The sequence below is a fragment of the Achromobacter sp. RTa genome (assembly GCF_000757485.1).
In the GTDB taxonomy this organism is placed as follows: Bacteria; Pseudomonadota; Gammaproteobacteria; order Burkholderiales; family Burkholderiaceae_B; genus Achromobacter.
This window is the reverse complement of the sequence record NZ_JPYO01000042.1, coordinates 294,205-319,700: the sequence shown is the minus strand read 5'-3', so window position 1 is coordinate 319,700 and position 25,496 is coordinate 294,205. Positions and strand designations below refer to the sequence as shown.

The 25,496-nt window shown below is 67.4% G+C and carries 25 protein-coding genes; 12 read left to right on the top strand and 13 right to left on the bottom strand.

Features of this window, described 5'->3' with window-relative positions; translation table 11 throughout:
* Positions 1 to 5 precede the first annotated feature (5 nt).
* From JL37_RS19190 to JL37_RS19180, 3 genes are read left to right on the top strand one after another with little or no spacing between them, the layout of a single operon-like run.
* Complete coding sequence (locus JL37_RS19190; protein WP_043546151.1) at positions 6 to 986, top strand: tripartite tricarboxylate transporter substrate binding protein; 981 nt, start codon at positions 6 to 8, stop codon at positions 984 to 986.
* Between the two features lie 31 nt (positions 987 to 1,017).
* Positions 1,018 to 1,782, top strand: coding sequence for a citryl-CoA lyase (locus tag JL37_RS19185; protein ID WP_043546150.1), 765 nt, complete (start codon positions 1,018 to 1,020; stop codon positions 1,780 to 1,782).
* 56 nt (positions 1,783 to 1,838) lie between these two features.
* On the top strand, positions 1,839 to 2,264 hold the full coding sequence (locus JL37_RS19180) for a VOC family protein (RefSeq protein ID WP_043546149.1): 426 nt from the start codon (positions 1,839 to 1,841) through the stop codon (positions 2,262 to 2,264).
* A 44-nt stretch (positions 2,265 to 2,308) separates the two neighbouring features.
* Here the strand turns inward: JL37_RS19180 and JL37_RS19175 are convergent, their stop codons facing one another.
* Entirely contained in the window at positions 2,309 to 2,647 is a 339-nt protein-coding gene (locus JL37_RS19175) for a DUF190 domain-containing protein (RefSeq protein WP_043546148.1), read from the bottom strand.
* A gap of 179 nt (positions 2,648 to 2,826) precedes the next feature.
* Here JL37_RS19175 and JL37_RS19170 point away from each other — a divergent pair, with 179 nt between their 5' ends.
* Positions 2,827 to 4,056 (top strand): hypothetical protein, encoded by a 1,230-nt coding sequence (locus tag JL37_RS19170; RefSeq protein ID WP_231570384.1) that lies wholly within the window; start codon positions 2,827 to 2,829, stop codon positions 4,054 to 4,056.
* A 2-nt stretch (positions 4,057 to 4,058) separates the two neighbouring features.
* Here JL37_RS19170 and JL37_RS19165 read toward each other — a convergent pair whose 3' ends face one another.
* The 5 genes from JL37_RS19165 to JL37_RS19145 form a co-directional block, all read right to left on the bottom strand.
* Entirely contained in the window at positions 4,059 to 5,423 is a 1,365-nt protein-coding gene (locus JL37_RS19165) for an MBL fold metallo-hydrolase RNA specificity domain-containing protein (protein ID WP_043546147.1), read from the bottom strand.
* 16 nt (positions 5,424 to 5,439) lie between these two features.
* A complete protein-coding gene (locus JL37_RS19160) occupies positions 5,440 to 7,806 on the bottom strand; it encodes a xylulose 5-phosphate 3-epimerase (RefSeq protein WP_043546146.1) in 2,367 nt (788 codons plus the stop codon).
* Between the two features lie 175 nt (positions 7,807 to 7,981).
* On the bottom strand, positions 7,982 to 8,758 hold the full coding sequence (locus JL37_RS19155; RefSeq protein ID WP_043546145.1) for an SDR family oxidoreductase: 777 nt from the start codon (positions 8,756 to 8,758) through the stop codon (positions 7,982 to 7,984).
* Positions 8,759 to 8,769: 11 nt separating this feature from the next.
* Positions 8,770 to 9,684: a 3-keto-5-aminohexanoate cleavage protein gene (locus tag JL37_RS19150; RefSeq protein ID WP_043546144.1), complete on the bottom strand. Its 915-nt coding sequence runs from the start codon at positions 9,682 to 9,684 to the stop codon at positions 8,770 to 8,772.
* Between the two features lie 46 nt (positions 9,685 to 9,730).
* On the bottom strand, positions 9,731 to 10,939 hold the full coding sequence (locus JL37_RS19145; protein WP_043546143.1) for an ABC transporter substrate-binding protein: 1,209 nt from the start codon (positions 10,937 to 10,939) through the stop codon (positions 9,731 to 9,733).
* 183 nt (positions 10,940 to 11,122) lie between these two features.
* Between JL37_RS19145 and JL37_RS19140 the strand changes: the two genes are divergently transcribed.
* Together JL37_RS19140 and JL37_RS19135 are read left to right on the top strand one after the other, a co-directional pair.
* Positions 11,123 to 11,842 (top strand): Crp/Fnr family transcriptional regulator, encoded by a 720-nt coding sequence (locus JL37_RS19140; protein ID WP_043546142.1) that lies wholly within the window; start codon positions 11,123 to 11,125, stop codon positions 11,840 to 11,842.
* A gap of 97 nt (positions 11,843 to 11,939) precedes the next feature.
* Positions 11,940 to 12,407, top strand: a complete 468-nt coding sequence (locus JL37_RS19135) for a GNAT family N-acetyltransferase (protein WP_231570383.1) — start codon at positions 11,940 to 11,942, stop codon at positions 12,405 to 12,407.
* Here JL37_RS19135 and JL37_RS19130 read toward each other — a convergent pair.
* The 3 genes from JL37_RS19130 to JL37_RS19120 are packed head-to-tail and all read right to left on the bottom strand — an operon-like array spanning position 12,404 to position 16,313.
* Positions 12,404 to 13,915 carry a fumarate hydratase gene (locus tag JL37_RS19130; RefSeq protein WP_043546141.1) on the bottom strand — a complete coding sequence of 504 codons (1,512 nt, stop codon included), beginning with the start codon at positions 13,913 to 13,915 and terminating at the stop codon, positions 12,404 to 12,406. The genes JL37_RS19135 and JL37_RS19130 overlap by 4 nt on opposite strands.
* 13 nt (positions 13,916 to 13,928) lie before the next feature.
* Positions 13,929 to 14,909 carry a tripartite tricarboxylate transporter substrate binding protein gene (locus tag JL37_RS19125; RefSeq protein ID WP_043546140.1) on the bottom strand — a complete coding sequence of 327 codons (981 nt, stop codon included), beginning with the start codon at positions 14,907 to 14,909 and terminating at the stop codon, positions 13,929 to 13,931.
* A gap of 48 nt (positions 14,910 to 14,957) precedes the next feature.
* Positions 14,958 to 16,313 (bottom strand): adenylosuccinate lyase family protein, encoded by a 1,356-nt coding sequence (locus JL37_RS19120; RefSeq protein ID WP_043546139.1) that lies wholly within the window; start codon positions 16,311 to 16,313, stop codon positions 14,958 to 14,960.
* A gap of 138 nt (positions 16,314 to 16,451) precedes the next feature.
* Here JL37_RS19120 and JL37_RS19115 point away from each other — a divergent pair, with 138 nt between their 5' ends.
* The 5 genes from JL37_RS19115 (at position 16,452) to mobB (ending at position 20,958) form a co-directional block, all read left to right on the top strand.
* Positions 16,452 to 17,174, top strand: a complete 723-nt coding sequence (locus JL37_RS19115) for a GntR family transcriptional regulator (RefSeq protein ID WP_043546138.1) — start codon at positions 16,452 to 16,454, stop codon at positions 17,172 to 17,174.
* Positions 17,175 to 17,306: 132 nt separating this feature from the next.
* Entirely contained in the window at positions 17,307 to 18,470 is a 1,164-nt protein-coding gene (locus JL37_RS19110) for a putative sulfate/molybdate transporter (RefSeq protein ID WP_043546137.1), read from the top strand.
* Positions 18,471 to 18,551: 81 nt separating this feature from the next.
* A complete protein-coding gene (mobA, locus tag JL37_RS19105) occupies positions 18,552 to 19,145 on the top strand; it encodes a molybdenum cofactor guanylyltransferase MobA (protein WP_043547038.1) in 594 nt (197 codons plus the stop codon).
* The gene (gene glp / locus JL37_RS19100; RefSeq protein WP_043546136.1) at positions 19,142 to 20,422 is read left to right on the top strand and encodes a gephyrin-like molybdotransferase Glp; all 1,281 of its coding nucleotides are present in this window, start codon (positions 19,142 to 19,144) and stop codon (positions 20,420 to 20,422) included. The genes mobA and glp overlap by 4 nt, the downstream gene beginning before the upstream one ends.
* An 8-nt stretch (positions 20,423 to 20,430) precedes the next feature.
* Complete coding sequence (mobB, locus tag JL37_RS19095; RefSeq protein WP_043546135.1) at positions 20,431 to 20,958, top strand: molybdopterin-guanine dinucleotide biosynthesis protein B; 528 nt, start codon at positions 20,431 to 20,433, stop codon at positions 20,956 to 20,958.
* A gap of 16 nt (positions 20,959 to 20,974) precedes the next feature.
* Here the strand turns inward: mobB and JL37_RS19090 are convergent, their stop codons facing one another.
* From JL37_RS19090 to JL37_RS19080, 3 genes are read right to left on the bottom strand one after another with little or no spacing between them, the layout of a single operon-like run.
* Positions 20,975 to 21,727, bottom strand: coding sequence for an extracellular solute-binding protein (locus tag JL37_RS19090; protein ID WP_369798621.1), 753 nt, complete (start codon positions 21,725 to 21,727; stop codon positions 20,975 to 20,977).
* A 59-nt stretch (positions 21,728 to 21,786) separates the two neighbouring features.
* Positions 21,787 to 22,482, bottom strand: a complete 696-nt coding sequence (locus JL37_RS19085; protein WP_043546133.1) for a phosphate ABC transporter ATP-binding protein — start codon at positions 22,480 to 22,482, stop codon at positions 21,787 to 21,789.
* Positions 22,479 to 23,216, bottom strand: coding sequence for an ABC transporter permease (locus JL37_RS19080; protein ID WP_043546132.1), 738 nt, complete (start codon positions 23,214 to 23,216; stop codon positions 22,479 to 22,481). Before JL37_RS19080 ends, JL37_RS19085 begins: the two co-directional genes overlap by 4 nt.
* A gap of 221 nt (positions 23,217 to 23,437) precedes the next feature.
* Between JL37_RS19080 and JL37_RS19075 the strand changes: the two genes are divergently transcribed.
* A complete protein-coding gene (locus tag JL37_RS19075; protein WP_052097380.1) occupies positions 23,438 to 24,577 on the top strand; it encodes a substrate-binding domain-containing protein in 1,140 nt (379 codons plus the stop codon).
* Positions 24,578 to 24,599: 22 nt separating this feature from the next.
* On the opposite strand, the gene JL37_RS19070 is transcribed toward JL37_RS19075, so the two are convergent.
* Positions 24,600 to 25,460, bottom strand: coding sequence for a formate dehydrogenase accessory sulfurtransferase FdhD (locus JL37_RS19070; RefSeq protein ID WP_043546131.1), 861 nt, complete (start codon positions 25,458 to 25,460; stop codon positions 24,600 to 24,602).
* Positions 25,461 to 25,496: the final 36 nt, after the last annotated feature.

Here is a 25,496-nt window from a genome sequence, read left to right as displayed (position 1 = left end):
AAAGCATGAAGAACTGGAACAAGAAACTGATGGCGGCGGCCGCGGCCGCGTGCGCCTTGCTGATGGGGGCGCAAGCCCGCGCGCAAGACTTCCCCAGCCATAGCCTCACGCTGGTGGTGCCGTTCGCGGCGGCCGGCATATCCGACAACCAGTCGCGCCTGCTGGCGCGCAAGCTGGCCGACATCCTGGGGCAGCCGGTCGTGGTCGAGAACCGGCCCGGCGCCAGCGGCATGATCGGCGCCGAGGCGGTGGCGCACGCCAAGCCGGACGGCTATACGCTGCTGTACGGCACCCACGGCACGCAGGCCGCCAATCTGGCGCTGTTCGACAACGTGCGCATCGATCCGCCCAAGGACCTGCGCGCGGTGCACTCGCTGTTCCGCCAATCGACGGTATTGGTGGCCAACGCCGCCACGCCGTACCGCAGCCTGAGCGACCTGGTGCAGGCGGCCAAGCAACGGCCGGGAGCGGTGAACTACGCCTCTGCCGGCTCGGGCACGCAAACTCACCTGGCGGCGGCCAAGCTGCAATCGGCGGCGGGCATATCCATGACGCACGTGCCCTACAAGGGGGCGGGGCCGGCGCTGTCCGACGTGTTGGCGGGCAATGTGGAGATCATGTTCAGCTACCCCGAATCGGTAAGCCAGCATATTCAGGCGGGCAAGCTGCGCGCGCTGGCAGTGGCGGGCACAAACCGGCTGGACGCCATGCCGACGGTACCCACCATGGCCGAGGCAGGCTATCCGGATGCGGCGCTGGAGGGCTGGTCGGGGGTGTTCGTGCCCGCGGGCACGCCGGACGCCGTGGTCGCCAAGCTGGCCGGCGCGATCGGGCAGATCACCCAGGCGCCGGATGTCGTGGCTGCGATGGCGGCCATCAGCAGTTTCCCCATGGGCTTGTCCGACCAGAAGTTCCAGCGCTTCGTGGAGGAAGAGGTGCCGCGTTGGAAAGCCGTGGTGCGCCAATCGGGCGCGCGCCTGGAATAAGCGGCCCGCCCGAATCTGAAAAGGAAAACATATGTTCAAGAGCGATATCGGCGGCGGCGACGCCGACCACATCAGCATCAGAGGTTATGACCTGGTCGAGGACCTGATCGACAAGCGCGACTTCGTCGATGTCCTGTGCCTGACGGTGCTGGGAAGTTTTCCGGACGCGAACCAGCGCCGCATGATCAATATGTTCCTGGTGACCGCGGCGGACCATGGCCTGACGCCCAGCGCGCTGGCGACCCGCCTGACCCTGCACGGGGCGCCGGAGTCCATGCAGGGCGCGGTGGCGGCCGGCCTGCTGGGCGCGGGCAGCCGCTATCTGGGCGTGGTGGAGTACGCCGCGCGCTTCCTGCAGCAGGCTGCGGCGGATTTCGAGGGTTCCGACGAGGACGCGGCCGCGTTGGCCGCGCATGCCGAAGGCGTGGTGGAGCGCGAGCGCGAGGCGCGCCGGCGCATTCCCGGAATCGGACATCCCATCCACGTCGAGGCCGACCCGCGCTCCAACAAGATACTGGCGGTGGCTGCCGACTGCGGCTACTACGGCAGGCATTGCTGCTATGTGCTGGCCCTGGCCGAGGCTGCAAGCCGCATGTTCGGCAAGCCCGTGCCGCTGAACGCCACCGGCGCCAAGGCGGCGGTGTTGCTCGACATGGGCCTCAGCCCCGAATTCGGCAAGGGCATGACGCTCATCGGCCGGGTGGCCGGGCTGATCGCGCACGTTATCGAAGAGCGCGAGCAGCCGATTTCCCAGGCGCTATGGGACGTCGCAAGCGGGAAGCAGGGCGGCCGCTAGCGGCTGCGCGGGCCGGTTCTGGCATCATGACGGCTTCTGAAAACCTGGAGAGCCCGATGACTGAGCTTCGCCGTGCCCGCATGGTGCCTGAACTGCTGGTAAGCGATCTGTCGCGCAGCCTGGCCTTCTGGATGGATCTGTGCGGCTTCGAGATCGCCTATCGGCGAGAGGACGAGGGTTTCGCCTACCTGGATCTGGACGGCGCGCAATTCATGCTGGAAGAGGTGCGTGGCGGCGAGAACTGGATCACGGCGCCACTTGAGGCGCCGCGGGGCCGGGGCATCAACTTCGAGATCAAAGTGCAGGCCATAGAGCCGTTGCTGGAACGCCTGGCGGCTGCCGGATGGCCGTTGTACCGCGAGCCGCAAGAGCGCTGGTATCGCAGCAATGCGGTCGAGGTCGGCGTGCGCCAATTCCTGGTGCAGGACCCGGACGGATACCTGCTGCGCTTTTCGGCCTGGATCGGCGACCGTCCGGCCTGACGGCCAGCGGCGCGCTGGCAAGCGCCCGCCGGCGGAACCCCGGCTCAGGCCGCGATACTGGAGGCGGGCTCGCCTATCGTGCCGAATTCCACACGGCTTTTCGCATAGAAGAGGTGCAGGCCGGGCTCGTTGCGCAGGCGTTCCATCAGCGCCTCGCATTCCTCCGCGGACACAATCATGGTTACCTCGACGGGCTGGTCGGCCAGGTCGAAGAAATGCGCGGAATGCAGGCGGTGATGGCTGCCCAGCCCTTCCTGGGCGCTGACCAGCGTGGCGCCGCGGATCTGCATCGATTGCGCCAGCGTCAGCAGCCATTGGCATAGCTGCTGATGGCCATGCCGGCGCTCTTGCTGGGTAAAGAAGGTGAGCTGATATCCGTCCATGGACGACTCCCGCGGAGCACGGCGTGCGCGCCGCACAGCGGCAGGCCGGCGCAATCCGGCTCGGCACAAGCGATACACTGGCGGCCAGTGGAAAAACGCCATCTCCAGGCAAATCCAGTGTACGCCCCGAAAATTGGCCGCGCAATCGAACGGAACTGCCTGGATATTCGACGAGGCCTTTGAAATTGAAGACCGGAAATTATCTGTTCGGCATCATCGTTTCCTTCGTGCTGGCGGGCCTGGTGGCGGCTCTCGGCGTGTATGCCGTGACCAGCCCCTATCTGGGCTGGGGGGCGGCGGCCCTGCTGAGCTACGGGCTGCTGTTCGGCGGGCCGCTGGCCATCGTGCTGCTGCTGACATGGGTCGTATACATGGTGCGCGACCGCGGAAGCATGCCCGGGCGGGCTCATGCCTTGCTGCTCCTGCCCACGCTGCTGGCGGCGATGATCGTGCCGGTCAGCGAGTCCGTCCAGCAGAGCCGGCGCGACCGTTTCCGCGAGGCGCACCCGGCGATCACCGAGACGCACGTCAATCTGAGCGGCGGCATGATCCGGTTCGATACACGCGGCGGCTATAGATCGTCGGACGCAGAGAGCTATCTGGAGCCCGGATCGGCCGAAAACCCCCGCTTCGCCAGGTTTACTCGGTATCAGCATGAAATCCCGGAGGGAGGAGGGAAATTCCCCTACGCGGGCGCGCGGCTGAAAGAGGACGTCCGGCTTTACCAGTATCCCGGCCAGGATGGGGCGCCGGGCGCGTCCGTGCCGCTGCGGCGCCTGTCCCAACCGGAAATGGGCAAGCTGGCGGCAGCGCATGCGTATGGCGAGGCCTCGTTGCTGGTGTACCAGTATTTCCATTATGCAGACCACGTCGAGGTGGCGCCGAGCATTGCGCGTTTTGCCGCAACGACCGAGGACGCGATGACGCGGGCCCGCATCCCGGGGCTGGCGATCTTCGGCCTGGAGAACTACACGCCCCAGACGATCTTCAGGGTGGAAATCAACGGTCAGACGCTGGATCTGGGTGAGTACGCCGCACGCAGCCTCGGACCTCGGCCATGCGATCCGTCCGGGGGCGGCAGTCCTGCCTTGCTCGATCTGGATCAGCCCGTGCGCCTGCGCTGGCAGGCTCTGGAAGATCCGGAGGCCTGGCATGAGGCGACGGTGGCCGTGCCCGCTTTCAGCCAGGCGAGCAAGGCCGACCCCGATACCGGCCTGGTGCGCGTGCGCCTGTATCTGCTGCCCGATGGCGAGGTGGCAGCCGAACGCTATAAAGAGATCCGTTCCCGGGATGGGAAACTCGCCGTCCGCGCGACCGGGCTGCCCGCGCAGGCGAAGCCTTACGCGCGGTGCAGCAGCGGCGCCTATGCCCAGTACAACCCGCAGACGGTCACGCTGCTGCCCAACTGAGGCTAGTCCGTGAGCGGATACATCTGGTCCTGCAAGGGCACGGTGGCGTGCCAGCCGAGTTCGCGCTGGATGCGCTCGCGCAGGGCCTCGGAGGCCTCCGGCTCGCCATGGACGATGAAGACCCGGCGCGGCGCCTCGCGAAAGCCGGACAGCCAGCGCATGAGTTCATCGCTGTCGGCGTGCGCCGACAGCATGGGCAATTCGGTGACTTCCGCGTCGATGCTTATCCACTGGCCGTAGATGCGGGTTTCGGCGGCGCCCTTCAGCAGCTTGCGCCCGCGCGTGCCGGCGGCCTGGAAGCCGGAGAAGAGCAGGGTGTTGCGGTGGTCGCCGCCGAAGGCCGCGATGTGATGCAGCACCCGGCCGCCAGTCGCCATGCCGCTGGCGGAGATGATCACCTTGGGGTAGCGGTTGGCCGACAGCGCCTTGGATTCCCCGACATCGCGCACGTAGGTGACGGCCGCGCAGGCGGCTTCGTATTCGCGCGCGGGCAGCTTGTGTTCGCTGGCGTGGCGGTACAGCAGTTCGGTGGCGCTCGCCGCCATCGGGCTGTCGAGGTACACCGGGATATTCCGCAGCCGGCCCGCCTGGCGCAGTTTCCACAATGCGTAGATCAGGGTTTGCGCGCGGCCCACGGCGAAGGCGGGGATCACGACCGTGCCGCCGCGCTGCACGGTGCGGTCGATGATGGCGCCCAGGGCTTCGACGGGATCGGCGGTGTCGTGGCGCCGGTTGCCGTAGGTGGATTCAATGACGATGTAATCGGCTTGAGGAACGGTTTCCGGGTCGTGCATGACCGGATCGCCATAGCGTCCGAGGTCGCCGGAGAAGACCACGCGCATTCCGCCCATGTCGATCTGCGCGGTGGTCGCGCCAAGAATGTGCCCGGCGCGGCGCAGGGTCAGTTTCGCGCCGCCGGGCAAGGCGGCCGGCTGGTGCAGGGGGACGTCCGCAAAGCGCCTCATCGCCCGTTCGGCGTCGACGACGCGGTAGAGCGGCAGCGCCGGCGCATGCTTGGAGAAGCCCTTGCGGTTGGCGAATTCGGCATCCTTCTCCTGCAGATTGGCGCTGTCCAGCAGGATCAGTTCCGCGACGTCGCGGGTGGCGGAGGTGGCATGGATGCTGCCCTTGAATCCGTCTGTCACCAGACGCGGCAAGTAGCCGCAGTGATCCAGATGGGCATGGGTCAGCACGACCGCGTCGATGTCGGCGGGCGAGACGGGCAGACGCTGCCAGTTGAGCTCCCGCAGGTTCTTCAGGCCCTGGAACAGCCCGCAGTCGATCAGCAGGCGGGTGTCTCCGTGGCTTAGCAGGTGCTTGGATCCGGTGACGGTGCCGGCGCCGCCAAGGCAGGTCAGTGAGAGCATGGTTTCCTCGTGAGCGTCAGGGCCGGGAATCGAGCAGATCGGCGGGCTTGCCGTGGCCGTCGATTGCGCCTAGCCGGGGCGGGTCCAGTACGTCCTCGCGGCGCCAGCCCGCCACGGCGGCCGCGGCATCGACCGCGTGCGCCCAGGTGCAGCGGTTGGCGAAGAGCATGCCCGGCACATCCAGCGTGCCGCCCCGGCTGATGTAGCCAAGCGCCCGGGTGCGGGCCGGTCCTCCGTCCAGCCGGCGCAGGATGCCCAGCATGGGTTCGGGGCGGGTATGGCACAGCAGCACGCGTGGCAGCCCCGGCGGGAAGAGCGCGCGCACCTCGGCATCCGGAAGGACGAAACCGGATTCAAGCTCGTCGCGTGCAATGCGCAGGCGGCCGGGCTCGACCACCACGGATACGCAGCATTCGTGTCCGCGAGCGGACAGATGGTCGCGCGCCTTCAGGGCCTCTTCGAGCTGGTAGGCGCCTATGGCGACGAATTGCAGCACGCTGGCCGACGGGTCGCCCGCGACATGCGCCGCGCCGCGTTCCACGAGGGACTCGGCGGCCCGCGCGTCGAAGCGATGCGCGCCATCGCGCTTGGACACGACGATGCAGGCCACCTGGGCGCGGCGCGCGTAGACGGCCCGCAACGCCGCCGCGGCGCTATTGCCGTCCACGGGGAAGAGCACGCGGGAGGTATCGGACATCTCGCCCAGCAGGGCTTCGCCTATAGTGGGATCCTGGTGCGATTGCTCATTCTTGGCGTTCTCCCAGGTATGGGAGGTCACCACCAGGGGGACCGATAGCCATCCCGGCGATTGCCCGAGCTCTTTCTGGCGGCGGGCGAAGATGATTTCCTGGCGCAGCAGGCCCAGCATCTTCACGGCGAAGGCTTCATAGCTGACGATGAGGTTCAGGCCGGCCTTGTTCGCAAGCGCAGCGGCGGCCACGGCCTCTTCGTTCAACGCAGTAATGACGGAGCCGTGCAGGCCCTCCGGCACCTCGGCTTCCGGACGATTGACGCGATGCTTGAGCAGGGCCAGCGTGCCGCCCATCTTGTTGCTGGCCAGTTCGTCCGGGTTGCCGACGCGCACGCGCAGGGTGGGGTTTGCCCGCGCCAGTTCCACGAACCAGCGATCCAGCGCGGCCATGGCGCTGCCCTGGCCGCCGACGGTTTCCCAGGCCGGCGTGGGCAGCGCGGGAGCATCGGGATGGCGGTGCGCCATGGGATGCCGGCTTTCGCGAGGGCGCCCCTGGGCCTCGTGGTTGGCGAGGGCGGCGATGGCGGCATCCAGCTCGGGCCCGGAAACGAAAAGACGGCTCGCGCCTTCGTTGAAAGCGTCCCGCGCCGCGCGGTCGACGCGGGGATTTCCGCCCAGCGGCAGGTTGTGCGCGGCATTGGTTCCCGCGCCCGGAAAGCCGAAACCTTTTTCGGTCTCGGCAATGACGTAGGGCAGCCGGGCCGGGTACTGGAAATCCGCTTCCGCCAGGCGGGCGGCCAGCCGCGATTCGGCCTCGAGGATGGCCCAGGCGATGGCGGCGGGGTCGCGGCCGTCGACGATGAGGGGATCGAAACCGTTGTGCCGCAGGTCTTCGGCCAGCCAATGCGCGCCGCCTTCCTGCAGGATCTGCGTGCGCTGCTCGATGCGCCGGCCGTTGAGGATCATGACCGGAACGGCCTGGCCGCAATCCTCCGCCCGCCACCAGCGCGTAGCCCAGTCGGATCCGCGCTGCTCTTCAAAGGCGCCGTCGCTCAGGAAGGCCACCAGGCCCTCGCTGGGCAGGGGCATATGCACGTATTGCAGGCCGGCAAAGCCCAGATAGCCGCCCTCGGAGACGGCGCCCGCCGTATTGGGTCCGGCATGGCTGCCCAGCGGAACGGCGGGCAGCCCCCGGGCGTCGATGGCGTAGGAGTAGAAATCGTTGATGAGGCGGGCCAGGCCGGCTTCGCTGCGATCGTAGCGTCCGCGCTGCGCCGCGGAGACGTCGCCGGTCAGGGCGTTGACGGCTTCGATGGCGGCCACGCAATGGCCCTGGCCCATAAGCCAGCCGCGGGTCATCCCGCTCAGCGCATTGGCCAGCAGGTAGCCCACGAAGGCGGGCGCCATGTTGAGCGACCCGCCCGTATGGCCCTCAGGATTGGGTTTGAAGTCCTCGGCCGCCAGCGGGGCGCCGGCCGGGTCGATGCGCCGGGCGTAGGTCATGTGCGCCACCACGTTCATGGCGGCGCAGCCCAGCCGGTCCGCGGCGGCCAGCATGGCATAGGCATCGTCCGGGCCAGGGATGCGGCGGGCGGCCGCAAGGCTGTCCACCAGCGAGTCCACGCGGGTGACCGTGTCGGCACGGTGCTGGATGGGGCCATGGCCCGATAGCCAACGATCGCGGAATTTCATCGCGGTGTTCCCATGAAAGAGCGATGCGGATGAGGGGCGACGATGGCTTGATTATGGCGCAACGGGGCGGGCCTGGCGGAGCCGTGCCCCGCCAGAACCTTGATGTAACTCAAAGGTTTGGGCGCCTAGCGTGCCGACCCGCAGAGGCGGGCGCGCGTATCCGCCGGGCAGCGCATCAGCCCAGGTGCTCCACGTTGCCGCAGACGGAAATGCTCTGGCCGCTGATCATTGCGCCCGCGTCCGAGCACAGGAACGCCACCTGGTTGGCCACGTCCTCCGGGCTCGTCATGCGGCGCAGCGACACGCCGGACACGAGTTGCGCACGCATCTCATCGTTGGTGACGCCGGCCGCGGCGGCGCGGGCGGCAATGATGCGCTCGACCCGCTCACCCGCCACCACGCCCGGCAGCACGGAATTGACGCGGATATTGGATGGGCCCAGTTCCATGGCCCAGGTCTGCGTCAGGCCGGCAAGCCCGAACTTGCTGGCGCTGTAGGGCGTGCGCAGCGAGAAGCCCAGGCGGCCCGCCACCGAGGAAATATTGACGATGGAGCCGCCGCCGGCCGCCCGCAGCAGGGGCACGGCGCTCCGGGCGCAAAGGAAGGTGCCGGTCAGATTGACGTCCAGCGTATTGCGCCAGGCGTCCAGCGTGGTGTCTTCCAGCCGGCTGGTGGGGCCGGACACGCCGGCGTTGTTGACCAGCGCGTCGAGCCCGCTCCATTTTTCGGACAGTTGGGCGAACAGGGCCAGAACCTGCTCCTCGGACGACACGTCGGCAACGCTTACGCTCAGTCGGGGATGGATGCCTTGGGCGGCGCGGCAGGCTTCCGCGTCCACGTCGCAGGCGTGCACCTCGGCGCCGGATTCCAGGAACCTGCGCGCGATCGCCAGCCCGATGCCGTTTGCGCCCGCAGTGACGAGGACGCGCTTGCCTTTCAGTGATTCGCTCATATCGGTCCCCGTCATGCGGCGAATTCGGGCCTGGGGCCGTCTGTGCGCGGCAGGCCCATGATTTCCCGGGCTTCCGCGGGGGTGGCGGGTTCCATGTCCAGTTCGCGGATGATGCGCACGATGCGTTCGGTCAGCTGCACGTTGGTGGCCAGCTCGCCATGGCGGTAGTACAGGTTGTCTTCCAGGCCGACGCGGGCATGGCCGCCCAGCAGCAGGGCGCTGATGTTCGCTTCCAGCTGCGAAGGGCCGATGCCGCTGACGCAGAAGACGGCGTTCCTGGGCAGCAGGTCCACCATCATCTGCAAGTGGCGGGGCGAGAACGGCATGGCGTTCTGGAAGTTCCGGTGCACGTTCATTACCAGGTTGATGAAGGGAGGACCGTCGTCCAGGCCTTCGTCGATGAGCGTGGTGGCGTCCTGGATGATGTGCGTGGGGCTGAACACCTCCCACTCGGGCTTGATGCCGCGCGCCTTCATGCCGGCGGCCAGCTCGCGGGCCTTGCTGAGCGGCGTGTTCATCAGGTATTCGCGGTCGCCGAAGGCCAGGTTCAGCGTGGTCGCATCCAGCGTGCACATCTCGGCGCCCGCGTCCATGCCCTTCAGCCGTTCCTCCCACAGGATTTCCCAGGTGCCGGGCGAGGTTTCCTTGACCATGTCTCCGTGCACGCCGCCGCCGGTGGAGTTGTTCAGGACGATGTCGCAGCGGTCCCGGATAAGGCGGTTCATCTCGCGGTAGATCGACGCGTCGCAGGTGGCCTGGTCGTCGGGCCGGCGCGCATGCAGCGCCACCACGCTGGCGCCGGCGTTGTAGCAGCGGTAGACGTCTTCGGCGATCTCCGCGGGCTGGGTGGGAAGATTGGGATTCTGGCTCTTGAAGGCCATGCCCCCGGTCGGGGCGATGGTCACGATCACTTTGCGTTTTGCCATGGGATTCTCTCAGGGGATCGGGCGGGCGAGGCGGCGCGTGCGCGGCTTACTTCCACAGCGCGCAACGGCTTTCCGATTTCTTGGTGAAGGCGTCGTTGCCGTCGATGGTCTGCACGACGTTGAAATAGTCCCAGGGCTCCTTGGACTGCTCGGGCGTCTTGACCTGCAGCAGATACATGTTGTGCACGACGCGCCCGTCGGGCCGCACCACGCCGTCCTTGATGTACATGTCGTTGAGCTTGCCGTCGCGCATGTGGGCGAGGACCCGGTCGGCGTCGTCCGTGCCCGTGGCCTTGACCGCGCGCAGGTACTGCAGCGCGGCCGAGTAGTCGGCCGCCTGCAGGGACGAGGGCATGGCCTGCCGCCGCTTGTGGAACTCGCGGCTCCAGGCGCGGGCGTCGTCCGAGCCGTTCCAGTACCAGCTGTCCGTCAGGTACATGCCCTGCGCGGCCGGCAGCCCCATGGCGTGGATGTCGTTGATGAACATGATCATGCCGGCGAGCTTCATCGTCTGGGTCACGCCGAACTCATTGGCCGCCTTGATCGCGTTGGTGGCGTCGGCGCCCGCGTTCGCCAGGGCCAGGATCTCGGCCTTGCTGGCCTGGGCCTGCAGCAGGAACGAAGAGAAGTCGCTGGAGGACAGGGGATGCTTGACCGCTCCGAGGACCTTGCCGCCGGCCGCCTCCACCACGGTGGTGGTGTCGGCCTGCAGCGCCGTGCCGAAGGCATAGTCGGCCGTCAGGAAGTACCAGGTCTTGCCTCCCGTCTTGACCACCGCCCCGCCGGTGCCGCGCGCCTGCGCGACGGTGTCGTAGGCATAGTTAAGGGTGTAGGGGGTGCACTGTTCGTTCGTCAGCGCAGGCGCCCCGGCGCCGACCACGATAATGGGCTTCTTCTTGTCCGAGGCGACCTTGGACATGGCCAGCGCCGTGCTGGAATTGGTGCCCCCGATCAGCATGTCCAGGCCTTTCTGGTCGAACCATTCCCTGGCCTTGGCCGAGGCGATGTCGGCCTTGTTCTGGTGGTCCGCCACCAGCAGCTCGATCTTCTTGCCGTCGATCGCGCCGCCCATTTCCTCTATCGCCATCTTGATGGCTTCCGCGCCGCCGGGGCCGTCGGGGCCCGAGTACACGCCCGACAGGTCGGTGATAAACCCGATCCGGATGACGTCGTCCGAGATCTGCGCATGGGCCGCGCCAGGCCCCGCGAACATGATGGCGCCACTGGCTGCGGCGGCGGACATCGCGCGCGACATTGACAACATTCCTGTCTCCTCTTATGTTTTTTGGCCCGACGGGCTTCCTTATTCTGTGGCCGGGCCTGTCGCGCGGACAGTCACCATGGTGACAAAGAACCTAAGGGTTTACCTGGGCGTGGCCACACAGCCGGCTATGAGGAAGCTATGCGCACAGCGTCTGCGAACACTGGGGATGGTCCGTTGAGCGCGCGGCGAAAGCAGGCGCAAGGCGCGGTGGACCGGATGCTGGGCGTCGTGCCCTGGTACAACGGCCTGCCGGACGCCGAACGCGAGGAGATCCGCGGCAGGCTGCGCATGGTCTCGCTGGGAACGGGCGAATACCTTTTTCGCGCCGGGGAGCGCTCGCCCGGCTGGTACGGCGTGGTCGACGGGCTGGTGAAATGGTCGTCGCGCGGCGCCGACGGCAAGACGCTGTCGCTGGCGGGCTTCAGCACGGGAAGCTGGTTCGGCGAAGCCACCATGATCCGCGGCGCGCGTTTCGAATATGAAGTGGTCGCCCTGCGCCCGAGCCGGGTGGTGATCCTGCCGCGCGATACCTGCGAACGGCTGTGGAACAACAATATCGAGTTCACCAAGGCGCTCATGGAACATCTGGCGCAAAGAGTGGATTGGCTGATGGCGAGCTACACGGGCAACGTGCTGCTCGACGTGGACACGATGGTGGCGCGCGCCGTCGCGGCGCAGCTCGCGGCGGAATCGCATTCGGGCACCGACGGGCGCCTCAAGATATCGCAGGAGGAAATCGCCAGCCTGTGCGGGGTGTCCCGCCAGCGCTGCAATGCGGCATTGACGCGGCTGGCCCGCGCCGGAGTCCTCCAGACGCGCTACGGGGGGCTGACCATCCTGGACCGCGAAGCGCTGCACCAGCACGCGAAGATGAATTGCAATTCCGGGGGTTGAGGCGCCGCCTCGCAGCCGTGAATGGAGGCCCGTCCTTGGGTGGATAATGCCTGCACCAATGGAACGGGATGAACGGGCGATGGAGAGCGAACTGACGGTGCGGGCGGCGCAGCCGGGCGATCATGAATGGATCATTGCCGCGCATGGGGATGTCTATGCCGCGGAATTCGGCTTCGACGAGCGATTCCGGGATGGCATCGCCGGGAAAATGCATGCCTTTCGCGAATTGCCCGGCCCATTCAACCGCGTCTGGGTCGGCCTGATGGGGGAGCAGCGCGCGGCGTCGATTGCCGTTTCCGACCGGCCTGGCGAGGTTGCATTCCTGAATTTCGTCTTGGTCCTGCCGCAATACCGGGGCAGGGGCGTGGGGCGCGCCATGATGAAGACGGCCCTGGATCATGCGCGCGCGCACGCGCTGAAGGAAGTGCAGCTTGAGACATACAGCTGCCTTGTGGACGCCAGGGCGCTCTATGCGCGCCTCGGGTTCCGCATGACCCGGGCGATACCCGGGAAACAGGCGTTCGGGCAGACGTTCGATCAGGAATTCTGGTCCTTGCGTCTCTAGGCGGAAGGCTCCACCGCCAGCGGGAAGACGGTGTACGTCGTTTTGCCGCGCGCATCGACGGCGACCGTGACAGGCATGTCGCGCACCTCGAATTCATAAATGGCCTCCATGCCCAGGTCGGCAAAGGCCACCACGCGGGCGGACTGGATCGTCTGCGCCACCAGGTATGCCGCGCCGCCCACGGCGCTGAGATAGGCGGCGCCATGCGCCTTGATGGCCTTGATGGCCGAGGATCCGCGTTCCGCCTTTCCTATGGTCACCAGCAGGCCGGTCTCCGCGAGCAGCTGCGGCATGAACTTGTCCATGCGGGTGGCGGTGGTCGGCCCCGCAGGGCCCACCGCTTCGCCCGGCACGGGATCCACCGGCCCCACGTAGTAGAGCGCTCGGCCTCGCAGGGGAACCGGCAAGGGCTCGCCCTGGGCTAGCAGGTCCGCCATGCGTTTGTGCGCGGCGTCCCGCCCCGTCAGCAGCTTGCCCGACAGCAGCAGCGTATCCCCCGCAGCCCAGCCGGACACCTCGGCCTGCGTGAGCGTGTCCAGGTCCACGCGCCTGCCTTCCTGCGCCGGCAGCGCGTCCGGTATTCCTTCCCATATGGCAGGGTCGGGTGGCGGGAACCGCGCGGGCCCCGCTGCGGGCATTTCGAAAGACACGAAACGCGTGGCGGCGCAATTGGGAACGAGCGCCACGGGCAGGAGCGCCGCGTGCGAGGGCGCGGTCGCCACTTTCACGTCGAGCACGGTCGTGGCGCCGCCCAGCCCTTGCGGCCCGATGCCCAGTGCATTGATGCGCTGGAACACCTCGGTCCGCAGCCGTTCCTCCGGCGTGCCAGCGCCCCGGCGCAGCAGGGCGGACATGTCGATTTCGCTGAAAAGGGCGCGCTTGGCCATGGCCACGGCTTGCTCGGGCGTGCCGCCGATGCCCAGGCCGAGCACGCCAGGGGGGCACCAGCCGGCGCCCATGCCCGGCAACTGCGACACCACCCAATCGGCGATGGAGTCGCTGGGGTTGAGCATGGCGTAGCGCGTCTTGACGTCGCCGCCGCCCCCCTTGGCGACGACGGTGAAGGCCAGCTCTTCGCCTTCGACCAGCTCCAGCTGCAGAATGGCGGGCGTATTGTCGCGGGTATTGCGGCGCGCACCCAGCGGATCCTGGATCATGGAGGCGCGCAGCGGGTTCGACTCGCAACCGTAGGCGCGGGCGACGGCGCGGTTGGCCAGCGCCTGCAGGCTGGGCGTGGGCCCGGGGCCGTCATGGCGGATGCGCACGTCCATGCCCATCGTGACGTAGACATGCGCCACGCCCGTATCCTGGCATACGGGCCGGCGGGCTCGCGCGCTGAGCTTGCTGTTGATCAGCAGCTGCAGCAGCGCGTTGCGGGCGGGCGCCTGGGTTTCCACGGCATGGGCCGCCTTCAGCGCCCGCACGAAGTCGGCCGGATGCGTGTGGCTGACCGCCTGCAGCGCGTCGGCGATACTGGTTTCGATGTCCGAGGCTTCGACGACACGCATGATCCAACGCTCCTTATTGCAGCGATATGCCGGCTTGCTTGATCACCTGGGCCCAGCGTTTGCCCTCGTCGGCGGTGAACTGCTGGAAGGCGGCGGGAGCGTATTGGGCGGGCGGCAGCAACTGGATACCCTGCTCGGCCATCTTGCCGGTGAACGCGCTGTCCTTCAGCGCCTTCTGCCAGGCTTGGTACATGGTCTGCACGATCTTGTCCGGTGTTCCTTTCGGCGCATACAAACCGTACCACGTAGAGACCTGGAAGCCGGGGATTGCCTTTTCCGCCATGGTGGGCACGTCGGGATATTGCGCCATGCGGTCGGGCGAGGTCAGCCCCAGCGCCCGGACCTTGCCGCCCCTGGTTTGCGGCAGGGCGGTATTGGTCTGGTCGAACATGGCGTCCACCTGGTTGCCCATCAGGTCGTTCAGCGCGGGGCCCGCGCCCTTGTACGCGATGGGGGTGATGGTGATGCCCGCCTGGCTGGCGAACATGGCGGCCACAAGGTGGGAGGTGGATCCAACGCCCGCGTTGCTGAAATTCAGCTTGCCCGGGTGCTGCTTGCCATAGGCGATCAGTTCCGGCAGCGATTTGTGCGGCGATGATTCGCCCACCAGCAGCACCAGCGGCGTGTCGGGGAAGCGGAACACGGCCTGGAAATCCTTGACCGGATCGTAGGGCAGTCGGGCATAGAGCGACGGCGCCGCCGCCATGTAGCCGATATGCCCCACCAGGAAGGTATAGCCGTCGGGCGCGGACTTGGCCGCCTTGGCCGCGCCGATGGTGCCGCCCGCGCCGCCGACGTTCTCGATCAGGATCGTCTGGTTGAGTTCCTGCGCGACGCGGTTCGCCACATTGCGCGCCATTGCATCCGTCGGGCCGCCGGCCGAGAAGGGCACGATCCAGGTGATCGCCCGGCTGGGGTAGTTGTCCTGCGCTTGCGCGCCCATCGGTAAGGCGAACGCGCCCGCCGCGGCCAATGCCGCTATCCAGTTCTTCATGAGTTGTCTCCGTCCTGTTGCTTTTATGGATCAGGGAAGGGCCGCCGCTCAGGCCGGCCCGGTGTAGGGGCGGGCCCGCATGCGGTCCACCATGTCGGGAGCGGCCCCCAGGTAGTTGGCGGGGGCGCAGAGGCGTTCGATGGCCTCGGGGGCCAGCCGTTCGACGACCCGCGCATCGTCTTTCAGCACGTCGGCCAGCCGCCGCCGGGAGGTGGCGGCGTCGCGGCATGCGTCATACACCACGTCGTGCGCGGTCTGGCGACCGATATGCGGGGCCAGCCCCATCATTACCGCCTCGGCCACGATGAGCCCGCCCGACAGGTCCAGGTTGCTTGCCATGCGCGCGGTGTCCACTTCCAGGCCGCCCAGCATGAACCGCGCCTGGTGCAGGGCGCCCGCGGTCAGCACGAAGGCTTCCGGCACGGCCGTCCATTCGACATGCCATGGCCCGGTGGCGCGCTCGAAGTCCTGCAGCATGGCGTCCAGCGCCAGGCCCGCGTGCTGGCGGACGGTCTTGGATGCGCTCCACATCAGCTCGCACGAAATCGGGTTGCGTTTTTGCGGCATGGTGCTGGACGCCCCGCGGCCCTTCACGAACGGTTCGTAGGCTTCGCCCAGTTCGTTGGTCATCATCAGCATGATGTCCACGGCGATCTTGCCCAGCGATCCTGCCACCAGCGCCAGGAATTGCACGGTTTCCGCCAGGCCGTCGCGGGCCACGTGCCAGGTTACCGGCGTGGCGGCCAGATCCAGCTCCTGCATCAAGGCGGCGTGCACCGCCAGGCCCTCGTCTCCCAGGGATGCCAGGGTGCCGGCCGCGCCGCCGAACTGGCCGGCCAGCACGCGCGGACGCAGCTGCGCCAGCCGTTCGCGATGGCGGCGCACCATCAGCAGCCAGACGGCGGCCTTATAGCCGAAGGTGATGGGCAGGGCGTGCTGCAGATGGGTGCGCCCCGCCATGGGCGTGTCGCGATACCGCAGCGCCAGCGCGTCGAGGATGCCGTCCAGGGCGGCCAGGTCTTCGTCGATGATCGCCAGGGCGTCGCGCACCTGCAGCACGGTCGCGGTATCCATGATGTCTTGCGTGGTGGCGCCCCAGTGCAGGTATTCGCCTTCGGCGCCGCACATCCGCGACAGCTGGTGCACCAGCGGCAGGATGGGATAGCCGACGATCTCGGTTTCCCTGCGCAATTCGTCCATATCGATGGCGGCCGCGTCGGCGCGGGCCTCGATTGCGCCGGCAGCCTCGGGCGGGATGATGCCTAGCCTGCCCTGCACGCGGGCCAGCGCCACTTCGGTTTCCACGTAGCGCCGCACGGTGGCGGCATCGTCGAACACCGCGCGCATCGCGGCGGTGCCGAACATGTCTTTGAACAAGGTGGATTCGAGAACCGAGATCGGCATAAAATGTACGCTCATAAAAAGTTGTACGTACATTTAAGCAGGCGCAAAAGGGGACGTCAACGCCGGGGATTACCCGTAGAAGAGGCCGCCCGGGCGGCAACGGATAGAATGCGGGGTATCGCCAACCACCCCCCTGCCATGTCCATTACGCTGTACACCCGCATCTCGGAAGAGTTGGCGCGACGTATCGCCAGCGAGGAATATCCCGTGGGTACGGTATTGCCCGCCGAGAACGCCTTGGCCGAGGAATTCGACGCGAGCCGCCACACCGTCCGCGCGGCCTTGCGCCAACTGCAGGACCTGGGCCTGATCGCGCGCCGCCGGGGCAGCGGCACGGTGGTGACGGCCGCCCGTCCCAAGGCGGGTTTCAGCCAGTCCTTGCGTTCCCTGGAAGATCTGGTCCAGCTGGCGGCGCGCACGCCGCGCAGCATCCGGCAGATCCAGGAGGTGGTGGTGGACGTGGACCTTGCCGCCCGGCTGGGAGTGGGTCCCGGCACCCGATGGCTGAAGTTCTCGTCCACGCGTGGGGCCGACGGCCAGCCGCCGGTCGTGTGGACGGAGCTATACGTCGACGCGCATTACAAGGGCGTGCGCGCGCTGGTGCGCAAGCATCCCGACCGGCTGGTGTCGGAACTGATCGAAGAACATTACGGCCGGCGCATTGCATCGGTCGAGCAGACCATCTCCGCCTGCGCCTTGCCCGCGGCCGCCGCGCGCGCGCTGGAGGTGGCGCCGGAATCGCCCGGCCTGTACATCCTGCGGCACTACAAGGATCAGGCGGGCCACATCGTCGAAGTGTCGTGCTCGCATCATCCGGCCGGCCGCTACGAGTTTTCGACGACGCTGATCCGCGAGCATTAGCCGTCGTCGTTCGTGCCGCCAGGCCGCTCCCGGCCGAATTCGCCGCGGTAAGATGCTGCATGCCCGCCAAGTCCGGCCTGAAGCGAGCGCTTCCTGCCTGCGGGCCGGCCCAATTTTCTGGAACGTGTCTCCATGACTGATTCAGATGCCTCCTCCGCCGCGCCGCCGTCCAATCGCTACGACAAGATGGAGTGGGCGGGCGCGTTCGGCGACCTGGGAACATTGATTCCGTTCATAGCCGCCTATATCGGCGTGCTGGGCATGGATCCCTTTGGCATTCTGTTCGCGTTCGGCCTGTCCATGCTCGTGTGCGGCCTGTATTACCGGACTCCCATCCCGGTGCAGCCCATGAAGGCCATCGGCGCCGCGGCTTCCATCCAGGCCGTGCAGACCGCCGTGGTCACCCCCGGAGCGGTCCACGTCGCCGCGCTGGCCACGGGGCTGGTGTGGCTGTTGCTGGCGCTCAGCGGCTTCATGCGCCACGTCGCGCGCTGGGTGCCGGCTACCGTGGTCTATGCGATCCTGCTGGGCTTGGGCGTGGGCTTCATGCTGCAAGGCGTGAAGATGATGCATGGCGACCTGCTGGTCGCCGTGGCCGCCGGGGCGATGGCGCTGGCGCTGCTGCGCAGCAGGCGTCTTCCTGCCATGTTCTTCCTCCTGTTGTTCGGCGCGACGCTGGGAATCTGGCGCCAGCCTGCGCTTCTGGCCGAGCTGGCGTCGACGCCGCCGGCCCTGCGCCTGCCAAGCTGGGAATTGGGCGAGCTGGACTGGAACCAGGTCTTCGTGGCCATCGTTTTGCTGGTCCTGCCGCAGATCCCGCTGACGCTGGGCAACGCCATTCTCGCCATCAGCCGGGAAAACAACCGGCTCTTTCCCGAGCGTCCCGTTTCCGAAAGCGGAATCGCCTTCTCCACGGGGCTGATGAACCTGTTCGCGGGCGTGAGCGGAGGGGTGCCGATGTGCCATGGCGCGGGCGGCATGGCCGGCCATGTGGCCTTCGGCGCGCGCACGGGCGGCTCGGTAGTGATCCTGGGCGGCCTGCTGCTCGTTCTGGCGCTGTTCTTCAGCGGCACGGTGGTAACGCTGTTCCAGCTGTTTCCGCCGGCCGTGCTGGGCGTGCTGCTGTTCATCACCGGACTGCAGCTGGCGGCGGGAAACGGCCGTCTGCCCGAAGCAAGGGAAGAGCGCGCGGTGGTGCTGGCCAGCGCGGCGGTCTGCATCTGGAACGTGGCCGCCGGCTTCCTCCTGGGCTGTGCGCTGCACTACGCGACGAGACGCGGCTGGCTGCGCCTGTAGAGGCGATATCCGGGGGCAGCAGCCGCTATACTGGCTGCTATGACCGCAGGGCCGCACGCGCGGCCGGAACTCGTGAGCATGATGATAAATAAAAGCCAAATCACCGGGTTGATCCTGGCCGGCGGGCGAGGTAGCCGCATGGGGGGCGTGGACAAGGGCTTGCAGAATTTCCAGGGCATTCCCCTGGCGATGCACGCTTTGCTGCGCCTGGGGCCGCAGGTCGGGGAAATCATGATCAACGCGAACCGCAACCTGTCCGCGTACGAGTCCCTGGGCGCGCCCGTATGGCCCGATGCCTCTACCGATTTCGCGGGGCCGCTGGCGGGTTTCGCCGCGGGGCTGGAGCGCTGCGAAACCGAGTACCTCGTCACCGTGCCTTGCGATTCGCCGCTGTTTCCGCCGGACATGGTGGAGCGCCTGGCAGCGGCCCTGCAAGAGGCCGGTGCCGACATCGCCATGGTGGCCACGCTCGAGGACGGCGTAACGCGAACCCAGCCTGTGTTTTGCCTGCTCAAGACCGCATTGCTGGGCAGCCTGCTGGCGTTCCTGGATAGCGGGCAGAGAAAGATCGACATCTGGACCGCCAGCCACGCCTGCGTCGAGGTCCTGTTCGAGGATGCGCATGCTTTCGCCGGCGCCAACACCCTAACCGAATTGCAGCAGCTTCAATCATGAGCACCGACCGTCCCGAGACCCTCGCGGCCATCGCATCCTGTGTCGACGGCTATGATCCGAATGCCCTGCCCATCGGCCAGGCGCGGGAGTTCATCGACCGCCTGGTCCCGCGCCTGAACGCCGTCGAGGTCCTGCCCCTGCGGGCGGCGCTGGGCCGCACACTGGCCCGGGACATCATCTCCGACATTGACGTTCCCGCCCACGACAATTCGGCCATGGACGGGTATGCCCTCAGGGGCGAGGACTTGCGCGCCGAGGGAGACACCGTCCTGCACGTCGCGGGCAGCGGGCTGGCGGGTGAAAAATTCGAGGGCGTGGCGGGGCCGGGGCAGTGCGTGCGCATCATGACCGGCGCGGTCATGCCGGCCGGCCTGGATACCGTGGTGCCGCAGGAGTTCGTGCGCCAGGAAAACGGCGCCATCATCATCCCGGCGGGCATGCTGCGCCAGGGCGACAATCGCCGCCTGGCGGGCGAAGACCTGGCGCGCGGGGAGCCGGCCCTGTCGGCCGGCCGCGTGCTGCGGCCCGCAGACATCGGCATGCTGGCCTCGCTGGGCCGGGGCGAGGTTCCCGTGCGGCGCCGCGTGCGCGTGGCGTTCTTTTCCACCGGCAATGAACTGCGTTCCATCGGAGAACCGCTGGACGAGGGCTGTGTGTACGACAGCAATCGCTACACGCTGTGGTGCATGTTGCAGCGCCTGGGCGTGGAGATGCTGGACATGGGCGTGGTGCGAGACGACGAGGCCTCCCTGGAACAGGCCTTTGCGGCGGCGGCCGCCAACGCCGACGTCGTCATCACCTCCGGCGGAGTCAGCGTGGGCGAAGCCGACTACACCAAGAAGGTCATGGCGCGCCTGGGCGACGTGCTGTTCTGGAAGATCGCCATGCGGCCAGGGCGGCCCCTGGCCATCGGGCGCATCGGGCAGGCCATTCTTTTCGGCCTGCCGGGCAATCCCGTGGCCGTCATGGTGACCTTCTACGCGCTGGTGCGCGACGCGCTCCTGGCCATGGGAGGCGCCGAACCGCAAGCGCTGCCGCTCCTGCGCTGTGTGACGCCCAGGCCCATACGCAAGAAGCCCGGCCGCACGGAATACCAGCGCGCGATCGTCACGCGCGCCGCGGATGGCGGCTGGCAGGCGGCCATCACGGGCTCGCAGGGCTCCGGCATCCTGCGCAGCATGAGCCAGGCCAACGGCCTGCTGGTATTGGGGCACGACCAAGGCAATATCGCCGCGGGCGAATATGTCGACGTCCTGCCGTTCGATGGCTTGATCTGAGGCGCCGGATGACCCGAGTGATAGGTTTTGCCGGATGGAGCGGCGCGGGCAAGACGCAGCTGCTGACGCGCCTGATACCGGTGCTGAAGTCCCGGGGCCTGAGCGTGTCGACGCTCAAGCATGCCCATCATGCTTTCGATATCGATCATCCGGGCAAGGATTCCTACCTGCACCGAGAGGCCGGCGCCAGCGAAGTGCTGGTGGCTTCCTCGGCGCGCTGGGCGATCATGCATGAATTGCGCGGCGAGCCCGAGCCCGGGCTGGGCGAATTGCTGGGCCGCATGAGCGTGGTCGACCTGGTGCTCATTGAAGGTTTCAAGCGCAATCCGCACATCAAGATCGAGGTGCACCGCGAAGCCAACGCGAAACCCTGGCTCTATCCGGACGACGCCAGCATAGGCGCCATCGTCAGCGATGTGCCGCCGCCTTCCGGCGGCGGCCTGCCCTGGGTCGGCCTGGACGATTACGAAGCCGTGGCGGACCTGGTCCAGGCGCACGCCTGGCCCCTGGAGCAGGTGCTGGCGTCCATGCCCTGACGGCCGCTCATCGCCGCTACGGATTGGCGTTCGGGAAGAACAGCTGCTGGCCGTTGATCTTGTAGCTGGCGATCGTGTCCTGCCCGGGCTTCGAGGTCACCCAGTCGACGAACTTCTGGGCGGCGGCCGATTTGACGTGCGCGTGCTTGGCGGGGTTGACCACCATCACGCCATACTGGTTGAAGAGCTTCTTGTCGCCCTCGACCAGCACTTTCAGGTCGCCCGGGTTCTTGAAGCTGAGCCACGTGCCCCGATCGGACAGCACATAGGCGTTCATCGACGACGCCATGTTCAGCGCCGGACCCATGCCGCAGCCGCACTCCTTGTAGCCCGATCCCTTGTTGTCGAGGCCCGCCTGCTTCCAGTAGCGCAGCTCCGCCGCGTGTGTGCCGCTCTTGTCTCCGCGGGAGATAAAGGGAGCGTTGGCCGCAGCCAGCTTGTTCAGGGCCGCGACGATGTCGTTGCCCTTCGCGCCCGCCGGGTCCGCGGAAGGGCCGATGAGGACGAAATCGTTGTACATGACCGGATACCGCTTGACCGCATAGCCTTCGGACACGAACTTCTCTTCGGCGGCCTGATCGTGCACGAAGACCACGTCGGCGTCGCCGCGGCGGGCGGTGTCCAGGGCCTGGCCGGTGCCCTGGGCGACGACCTTGATGTCGATGCCGCTGGCGGCCTTGAAGGCGGGCAGCAGATGCGCGAACAGCCCCGACTGCTCGGTGGACGTGGTCGAGGCCATCGTGATGGTCTCGGCCTTGACCGGAGCCATGGCGAACGCCGCGGACAGGCCGGTGAATGCGGCGCCGTACTTGAGGGTGGTGAGCAGATTCATAGGATGCGTTCTCCTTTGAGGAACAGACTCGCGGTTTCGGGCAGCGGGCCATTGAAAAAATCGTGCACGGGCAGATCGGCCAGGATCCGGCCGTGGTCCAGGTAGACGACGCGGTCGGCCAGGCGCTGCACCTGGCCGAGGTTGTGGCTGGCGAAAACCATGGTGGCCGACTGGCCGGCGCTGAAGAACTGCATCAGATTCTCGACTTCGCGCTTGGAATGCGGATCCAGGCTGGCGGTCGGTTCGTCCAGCAGCAGGGCTTCCGGGGACTGGGCCCACGCGCGCGCCAGGGCCAGGCGCTGCTTCTGGCCGCCCGACAGGCTGCGCGCATTGCGTCCGGCCAGTTCACCCATCTCGACCTGCTCCAGGGCCTGGGCGGCGCGCGTGCGCGCCTGGCGCCAGGCCGTGCCGCGCAGCCACAGGCCCAGCGCGACGTTGTTCAGGGCCGAGGTCCGCAACATATACGGATGCTGGAACAGCATGGCCTGGCGATTCGTCGGCAGGCAGCGCGCCCGGCCGGAACTGGGGCGGGCCAGCCCATGAAGGACGCGCAGCAGCGTGCTTTTGCCGCTGCCATTGGCGCCGACCAGCGCCACGCGCTCACCGGCGCCGATGGTAAGCCGCAGGTCGCGCAGGGCATGGACTGCGCCATAACGGACGTGGACGCCGTCCAGTTCGAACAGCGCGCTCATAGCGCCTCCCGCGCCAGGATCGACGCGCCTCCTGCGTCGCGCTGCTCCCGCCAGCGCCGCACCATCGCGCCGAGGATGTTGAGCACCAGCACGACGGTCAGCAGCACGAGGCCCAGGGCCATCGCCATGGGCAGGTCTCCCTTGCTGGTTTCCAGGGCGATCGCGGTAGTCATCACGCGGGTGTAGCCGTCGATATTGCCGCCGACCACCATGACCGCTCCGACTTCGGAGATGGCGCGCCCGAAGGCTGCGATCACGATGGTGACGAGGGCGAAACGTTCGTCCCACAGCAGCAGCAGGCCCCGCATCGAGGCCGGCGCGCCCAGGGAGCGCAATTGTTCGCCATGATCGGCCTCGGCGTCGCCCACTGCCTGGCGCACCAGCGCGGTGACGAAGGGCAGGACGAGAATGGTCTGCGCCAGCACCATCGCCTTGAAGGAGAAAAGCCAGCCCAGGAATCCCAGGGGGCCGGAATGCGACAGCAGCAGGTAGACGATCAGGCCGACCACCACCGAAGGCAGGGCCAGCGAGGTATTGAGCAGGGTCAGGACGGCCGGCTTTCCGCGAAAGGCGGCGACGCTCAGCCAGGCGCCGGCCGCCATGCCCAGCGTACAGGCCAGGATACAGGCAGTGATGCTGACCGCCAGCGAGCGGCCCACGATGGCCAGCAGGACCGGGTCGAGCGAAACGATGAGCCGCAGCGCAGTCTGCACGCTCTCGAGAAGTGTGTTCATGCCTGTTTTCCCCTGTACCCCGGGGCAGGGTATCGCATGCGTTGCCCATGAACCATATGAAGAGGATTGCATAGCTGTAAACCCGGCTTTGCGCTACGCTGCGATGTCATTCGCAGATTTTTTGCCTAGGGTCGCCCCAAGACAAAAACGCCCCCCTGGGGGGCAGCAAACCCGCGCAGCGGGTGCAGCGTGGGGGCACTTTTTAAGGCATACTCGCCGCCGTGCATAGCATTGAACTTACCTATCTGCTGGGCGCCAACGGCGCGCAACCGGCCCTGATCCGCAACGCCCTGATGGACTTGCTGTTTGCGGTGCGCGAGCACGGATCGATCTCGGCCGCGGCCAAGGCGCTGGGCCTGTCGTACCGGCACGTATGGGGCGAACTGAAGCGCTGGGAGCAGACGCTGGGCCGCACCCTCATCGTCTGGGACAAGGGCCAGCCCGCCCGCCTGAACGAGTTCGGCGAAAAACTGCTGTGGGCCGAGCGCCAGGCCCAGGCCCGTCTGGCTCCCCAGATCAGCGCGCTGCGCGCCGAACTGGAGCGCACCTTCGCAGTGGCCTTCGACAATGCCGCGCACGTGGTGCCTCTCTACGCCAGCCACGACGACGCCCTGGCTGCCCTGCAGGAGCATGCCGTCGCTTCGGCCAAGCTGCACCTGGACGTGCGCTACGCGGGCAGCCTGGACGCCATCAGCGCGCTCAACGAAGGTCGCTGCGTGATGGCGGGGTTCCATACCCGCCAGCAGCCGAAGCCCGGATCGCGCAGCGAACGGGCCTACAAGCCCCTGCTGCAGCCAGGGCTGCACAAGATCATCGGTTTCGCCCAGCGCGAGCAAGGGCTGATCGTGCCTCGCGGCAATCCCAGGGGCCTGGGCGGAATCCAGGATCTGCTACAGCCGGGCCTGCGCTACGTGAACCGCTCGCTGGGCACGGGCACGCGGGTGCTGTTCGACGAGCTGCTCGAAGAGGCGGGCATCGATCCCCAGGCCATCGATGGCTATCAGCGCACCGAACCTTCGCACAAGGCCGTGGCGCATGCGGTGGCCTCGGGCGGCGCCGATGCCGGCCTGGGCATCGCCTCGGCGGCGCTGCGAGAGCGGCTGGATTTCGTGCCGCTCGTCAGGGAGAATTATTTCCTGGTGTGCCTGAAATCCACGCTGGACCAGCCGTCGACGCTGGCGTTGATGGAAATCCTGCGCAGCGATACATGGCAGGCGCTGCTTGCCCGCATGCCAGGGTATACCCCGACGAACAGCGGCGAGGTGCTGTCGCTGCGGCGCATGCTGCCGTGGTGGGATTTCGGCGGCAAGCCCAAGCGGCGCTCCGCCGGCGCGAAGCCGGGCAAGGCCTCCCGTAGCTGACGCGCGTAGCTGACGCGCGGGATCAGCCGGCTGCGGGCGGGAAGCGTTCCGCGGCCAATTCGGGCTGCAGCAGCAGGCGTTCCGGGGCGGTGTAGCAAATGAAGCGCTTGTTGATGGCGCGCCCGATCGCGCACAGGCCCAGCTGCTCCGCGATTTCATAGCCCATCTGGGTGATCCCGCTGCGTGAGACCACGATGGGCACGCCCATCTGCGCCGACTTCATGACCATTTCGCTCGTCAGCCGCCCGGTCGTGTAGAACACCTTGTCGGCCCCGTCCTGGCCCTGCGCGCCTTGCAGCCACATCCAGCCCGCGATCGTGTCGATGGCGTTGTGGCGGCCGACATCCTCGACGAACATGAGCATTTCGGCGCCGCGGAACAGCGCGCAGCCATGCACCGATCCGGCCGATTTGTAGGTGGTTTCCTGCACGCGTATGGCGTTGAGCAGGCCGTACAGTTCGTCCTGGCCCAGGCGCGCCTGCGGCGCCAGGCGGATGCCGTCGATTTCGTCCATCAGGTCGCCGAACACGCTGCCCTGGCCGCAGCCGGTCGTGACGACGCGTTTTTTCGTGCGGGCTTCGATGTCGGCGATGCCGTGGCGGGTCTCTACCGCGGCTGCGTTGACTTCCCAATCCACGGTTACGGCGACGACCTCGTCCAGCTCACGCACCAGGCGCTGGTTGCGCAGGTACCCCAGCACCAGCAGTTCGGGCATGGCGCCCAGGGTCATCAGGGTGACGATTTCACGGCGGTCCACATAGATGGTGAGCGGACGCTCGGCCGGGATGAACAGGGACTCACGCTGGCCATGCTCGTTGACGACCTCGACTTCGCGGGTCAACGGGGCGCGGGCGGCGGTCATGCGAGGGAGCGGGTGTGTCATGGGCGGACGCAAGTCGGCGGCGCGGAGCCGGGGGCA

Excerpts from the sequence above, each read along its gene's own strand:
- JL37_RS19185 (WP_043546150.1), top strand. The coding sequence starts at position 1,018 with ATGTTCAAGAGCGATATCGGCGGCGGCGACGCCGACCACATCAGCATC.
- JL37_RS19070 (WP_043546131.1), bottom strand. The coding sequence starts at position 25,460 with ATGACACACCCGCTCCCTCGCATGACCGCCGCCCGCGCCCCGTTGACC.
- JL37_RS19085 (WP_043546133.1), bottom strand. The coding sequence starts at position 22,482 with ATGAGCGCGCTGTTCGAACTGGACGGCGTCCACGTCCGTTATGGCGCA.
- mobA (WP_043547038.1), top strand. The coding sequence starts at position 18,552 with ATGATAAATAAAAGCCAAATCACCGGGTTGATCCTGGCCGGCGGGCGA.
- JL37_RS19130 (WP_043546141.1), bottom strand. The coding sequence starts at position 13,915 with ATGCGTGTCGTCGAAGCCTCGGACATCGAAACCAGTATCGCCGACGCG.
- JL37_RS19150 (WP_043546144.1), bottom strand. The coding sequence starts at position 9,684 with ATGGCAAAACGCAAAGTGATCGTGACCATCGCCCCGACCGGGGGCATG.
- JL37_RS19175 (WP_043546148.1), bottom strand. The coding sequence starts at position 2,647 with ATGGACGGATATCAGCTCACCTTCTTTACCCAGCAAGAGCGCCGGCAT.
- JL37_RS19090 (WP_369798621.1), bottom strand. The coding sequence starts at position 21,727 with ATGGCTCCGGTCAAGGCCGAGACCATCACGATGGCCTCGACCACGTCC.
- JL37_RS19165 (WP_043546147.1), bottom strand. The coding sequence starts at position 5,423 with ATGCTCTCACTGACCTGCCTTGGCGGCGCCGGCACCGTCACCGGATCC.
- JL37_RS19160 (WP_043546146.1), bottom strand. The coding sequence starts at position 7,806 with ATGAAATTCCGCGATCGTTGGCTATCGGGCCATGGCCCCATCCAGCAC.
- glp (WP_043546136.1), top strand. The coding sequence starts at position 19,142 with ATGAGCACCGACCGTCCCGAGACCCTCGCGGCCATCGCATCCTGTGTC.
- JL37_RS19080 (WP_043546132.1), bottom strand. The coding sequence starts at position 23,216 with ATGAACACACTTCTCGAGAGCGTGCAGACTGCGCTGCGGCTCATCGTT.
- mobB (WP_043546135.1), top strand. The coding sequence starts at position 20,431 with ATGACCCGAGTGATAGGTTTTGCCGGATGGAGCGGCGCGGGCAAGACG.
- JL37_RS19145 (WP_043546143.1), bottom strand. The coding sequence starts at position 10,939 with ATGTCGCGCGCGATGTCCGCCGCCGCAGCCAGTGGCGCCATCATGTTC.
- JL37_RS19115 (WP_043546138.1), top strand. The coding sequence starts at position 16,452 with ATGTCCATTACGCTGTACACCCGCATCTCGGAAGAGTTGGCGCGACGT.
- JL37_RS19120 (WP_043546139.1), bottom strand. The coding sequence starts at position 16,313 with ATGCCGATCTCGGTTCTCGAATCCACCTTGTTCAAAGACATGTTCGGC.
- JL37_RS19125 (WP_043546140.1), bottom strand. The coding sequence starts at position 14,909 with ATGAAGAACTGGATAGCGGCATTGGCCGCGGCGGGCGCGTTCGCCTTA.
- JL37_RS19110 (WP_043546137.1), top strand. The coding sequence starts at position 17,307 with ATGACTGATTCAGATGCCTCCTCCGCCGCGCCGCCGTCCAATCGCTAC.
- JL37_RS19190 (WP_043546151.1), top strand. The coding sequence starts at position 6 with ATGAAGAACTGGAACAAGAAACTGATGGCGGCGGCCGCGGCCGCGTGC.
- JL37_RS19155 (WP_043546145.1), bottom strand. The coding sequence starts at position 8,758 with ATGAGCGAATCACTGAAAGGCAAGCGCGTCCTCGTCACTGCGGGCGCA.
- JL37_RS19180 (WP_043546149.1), top strand. The coding sequence starts at position 1,839 with ATGACTGAGCTTCGCCGTGCCCGCATGGTGCCTGAACTGCTGGTAAGC.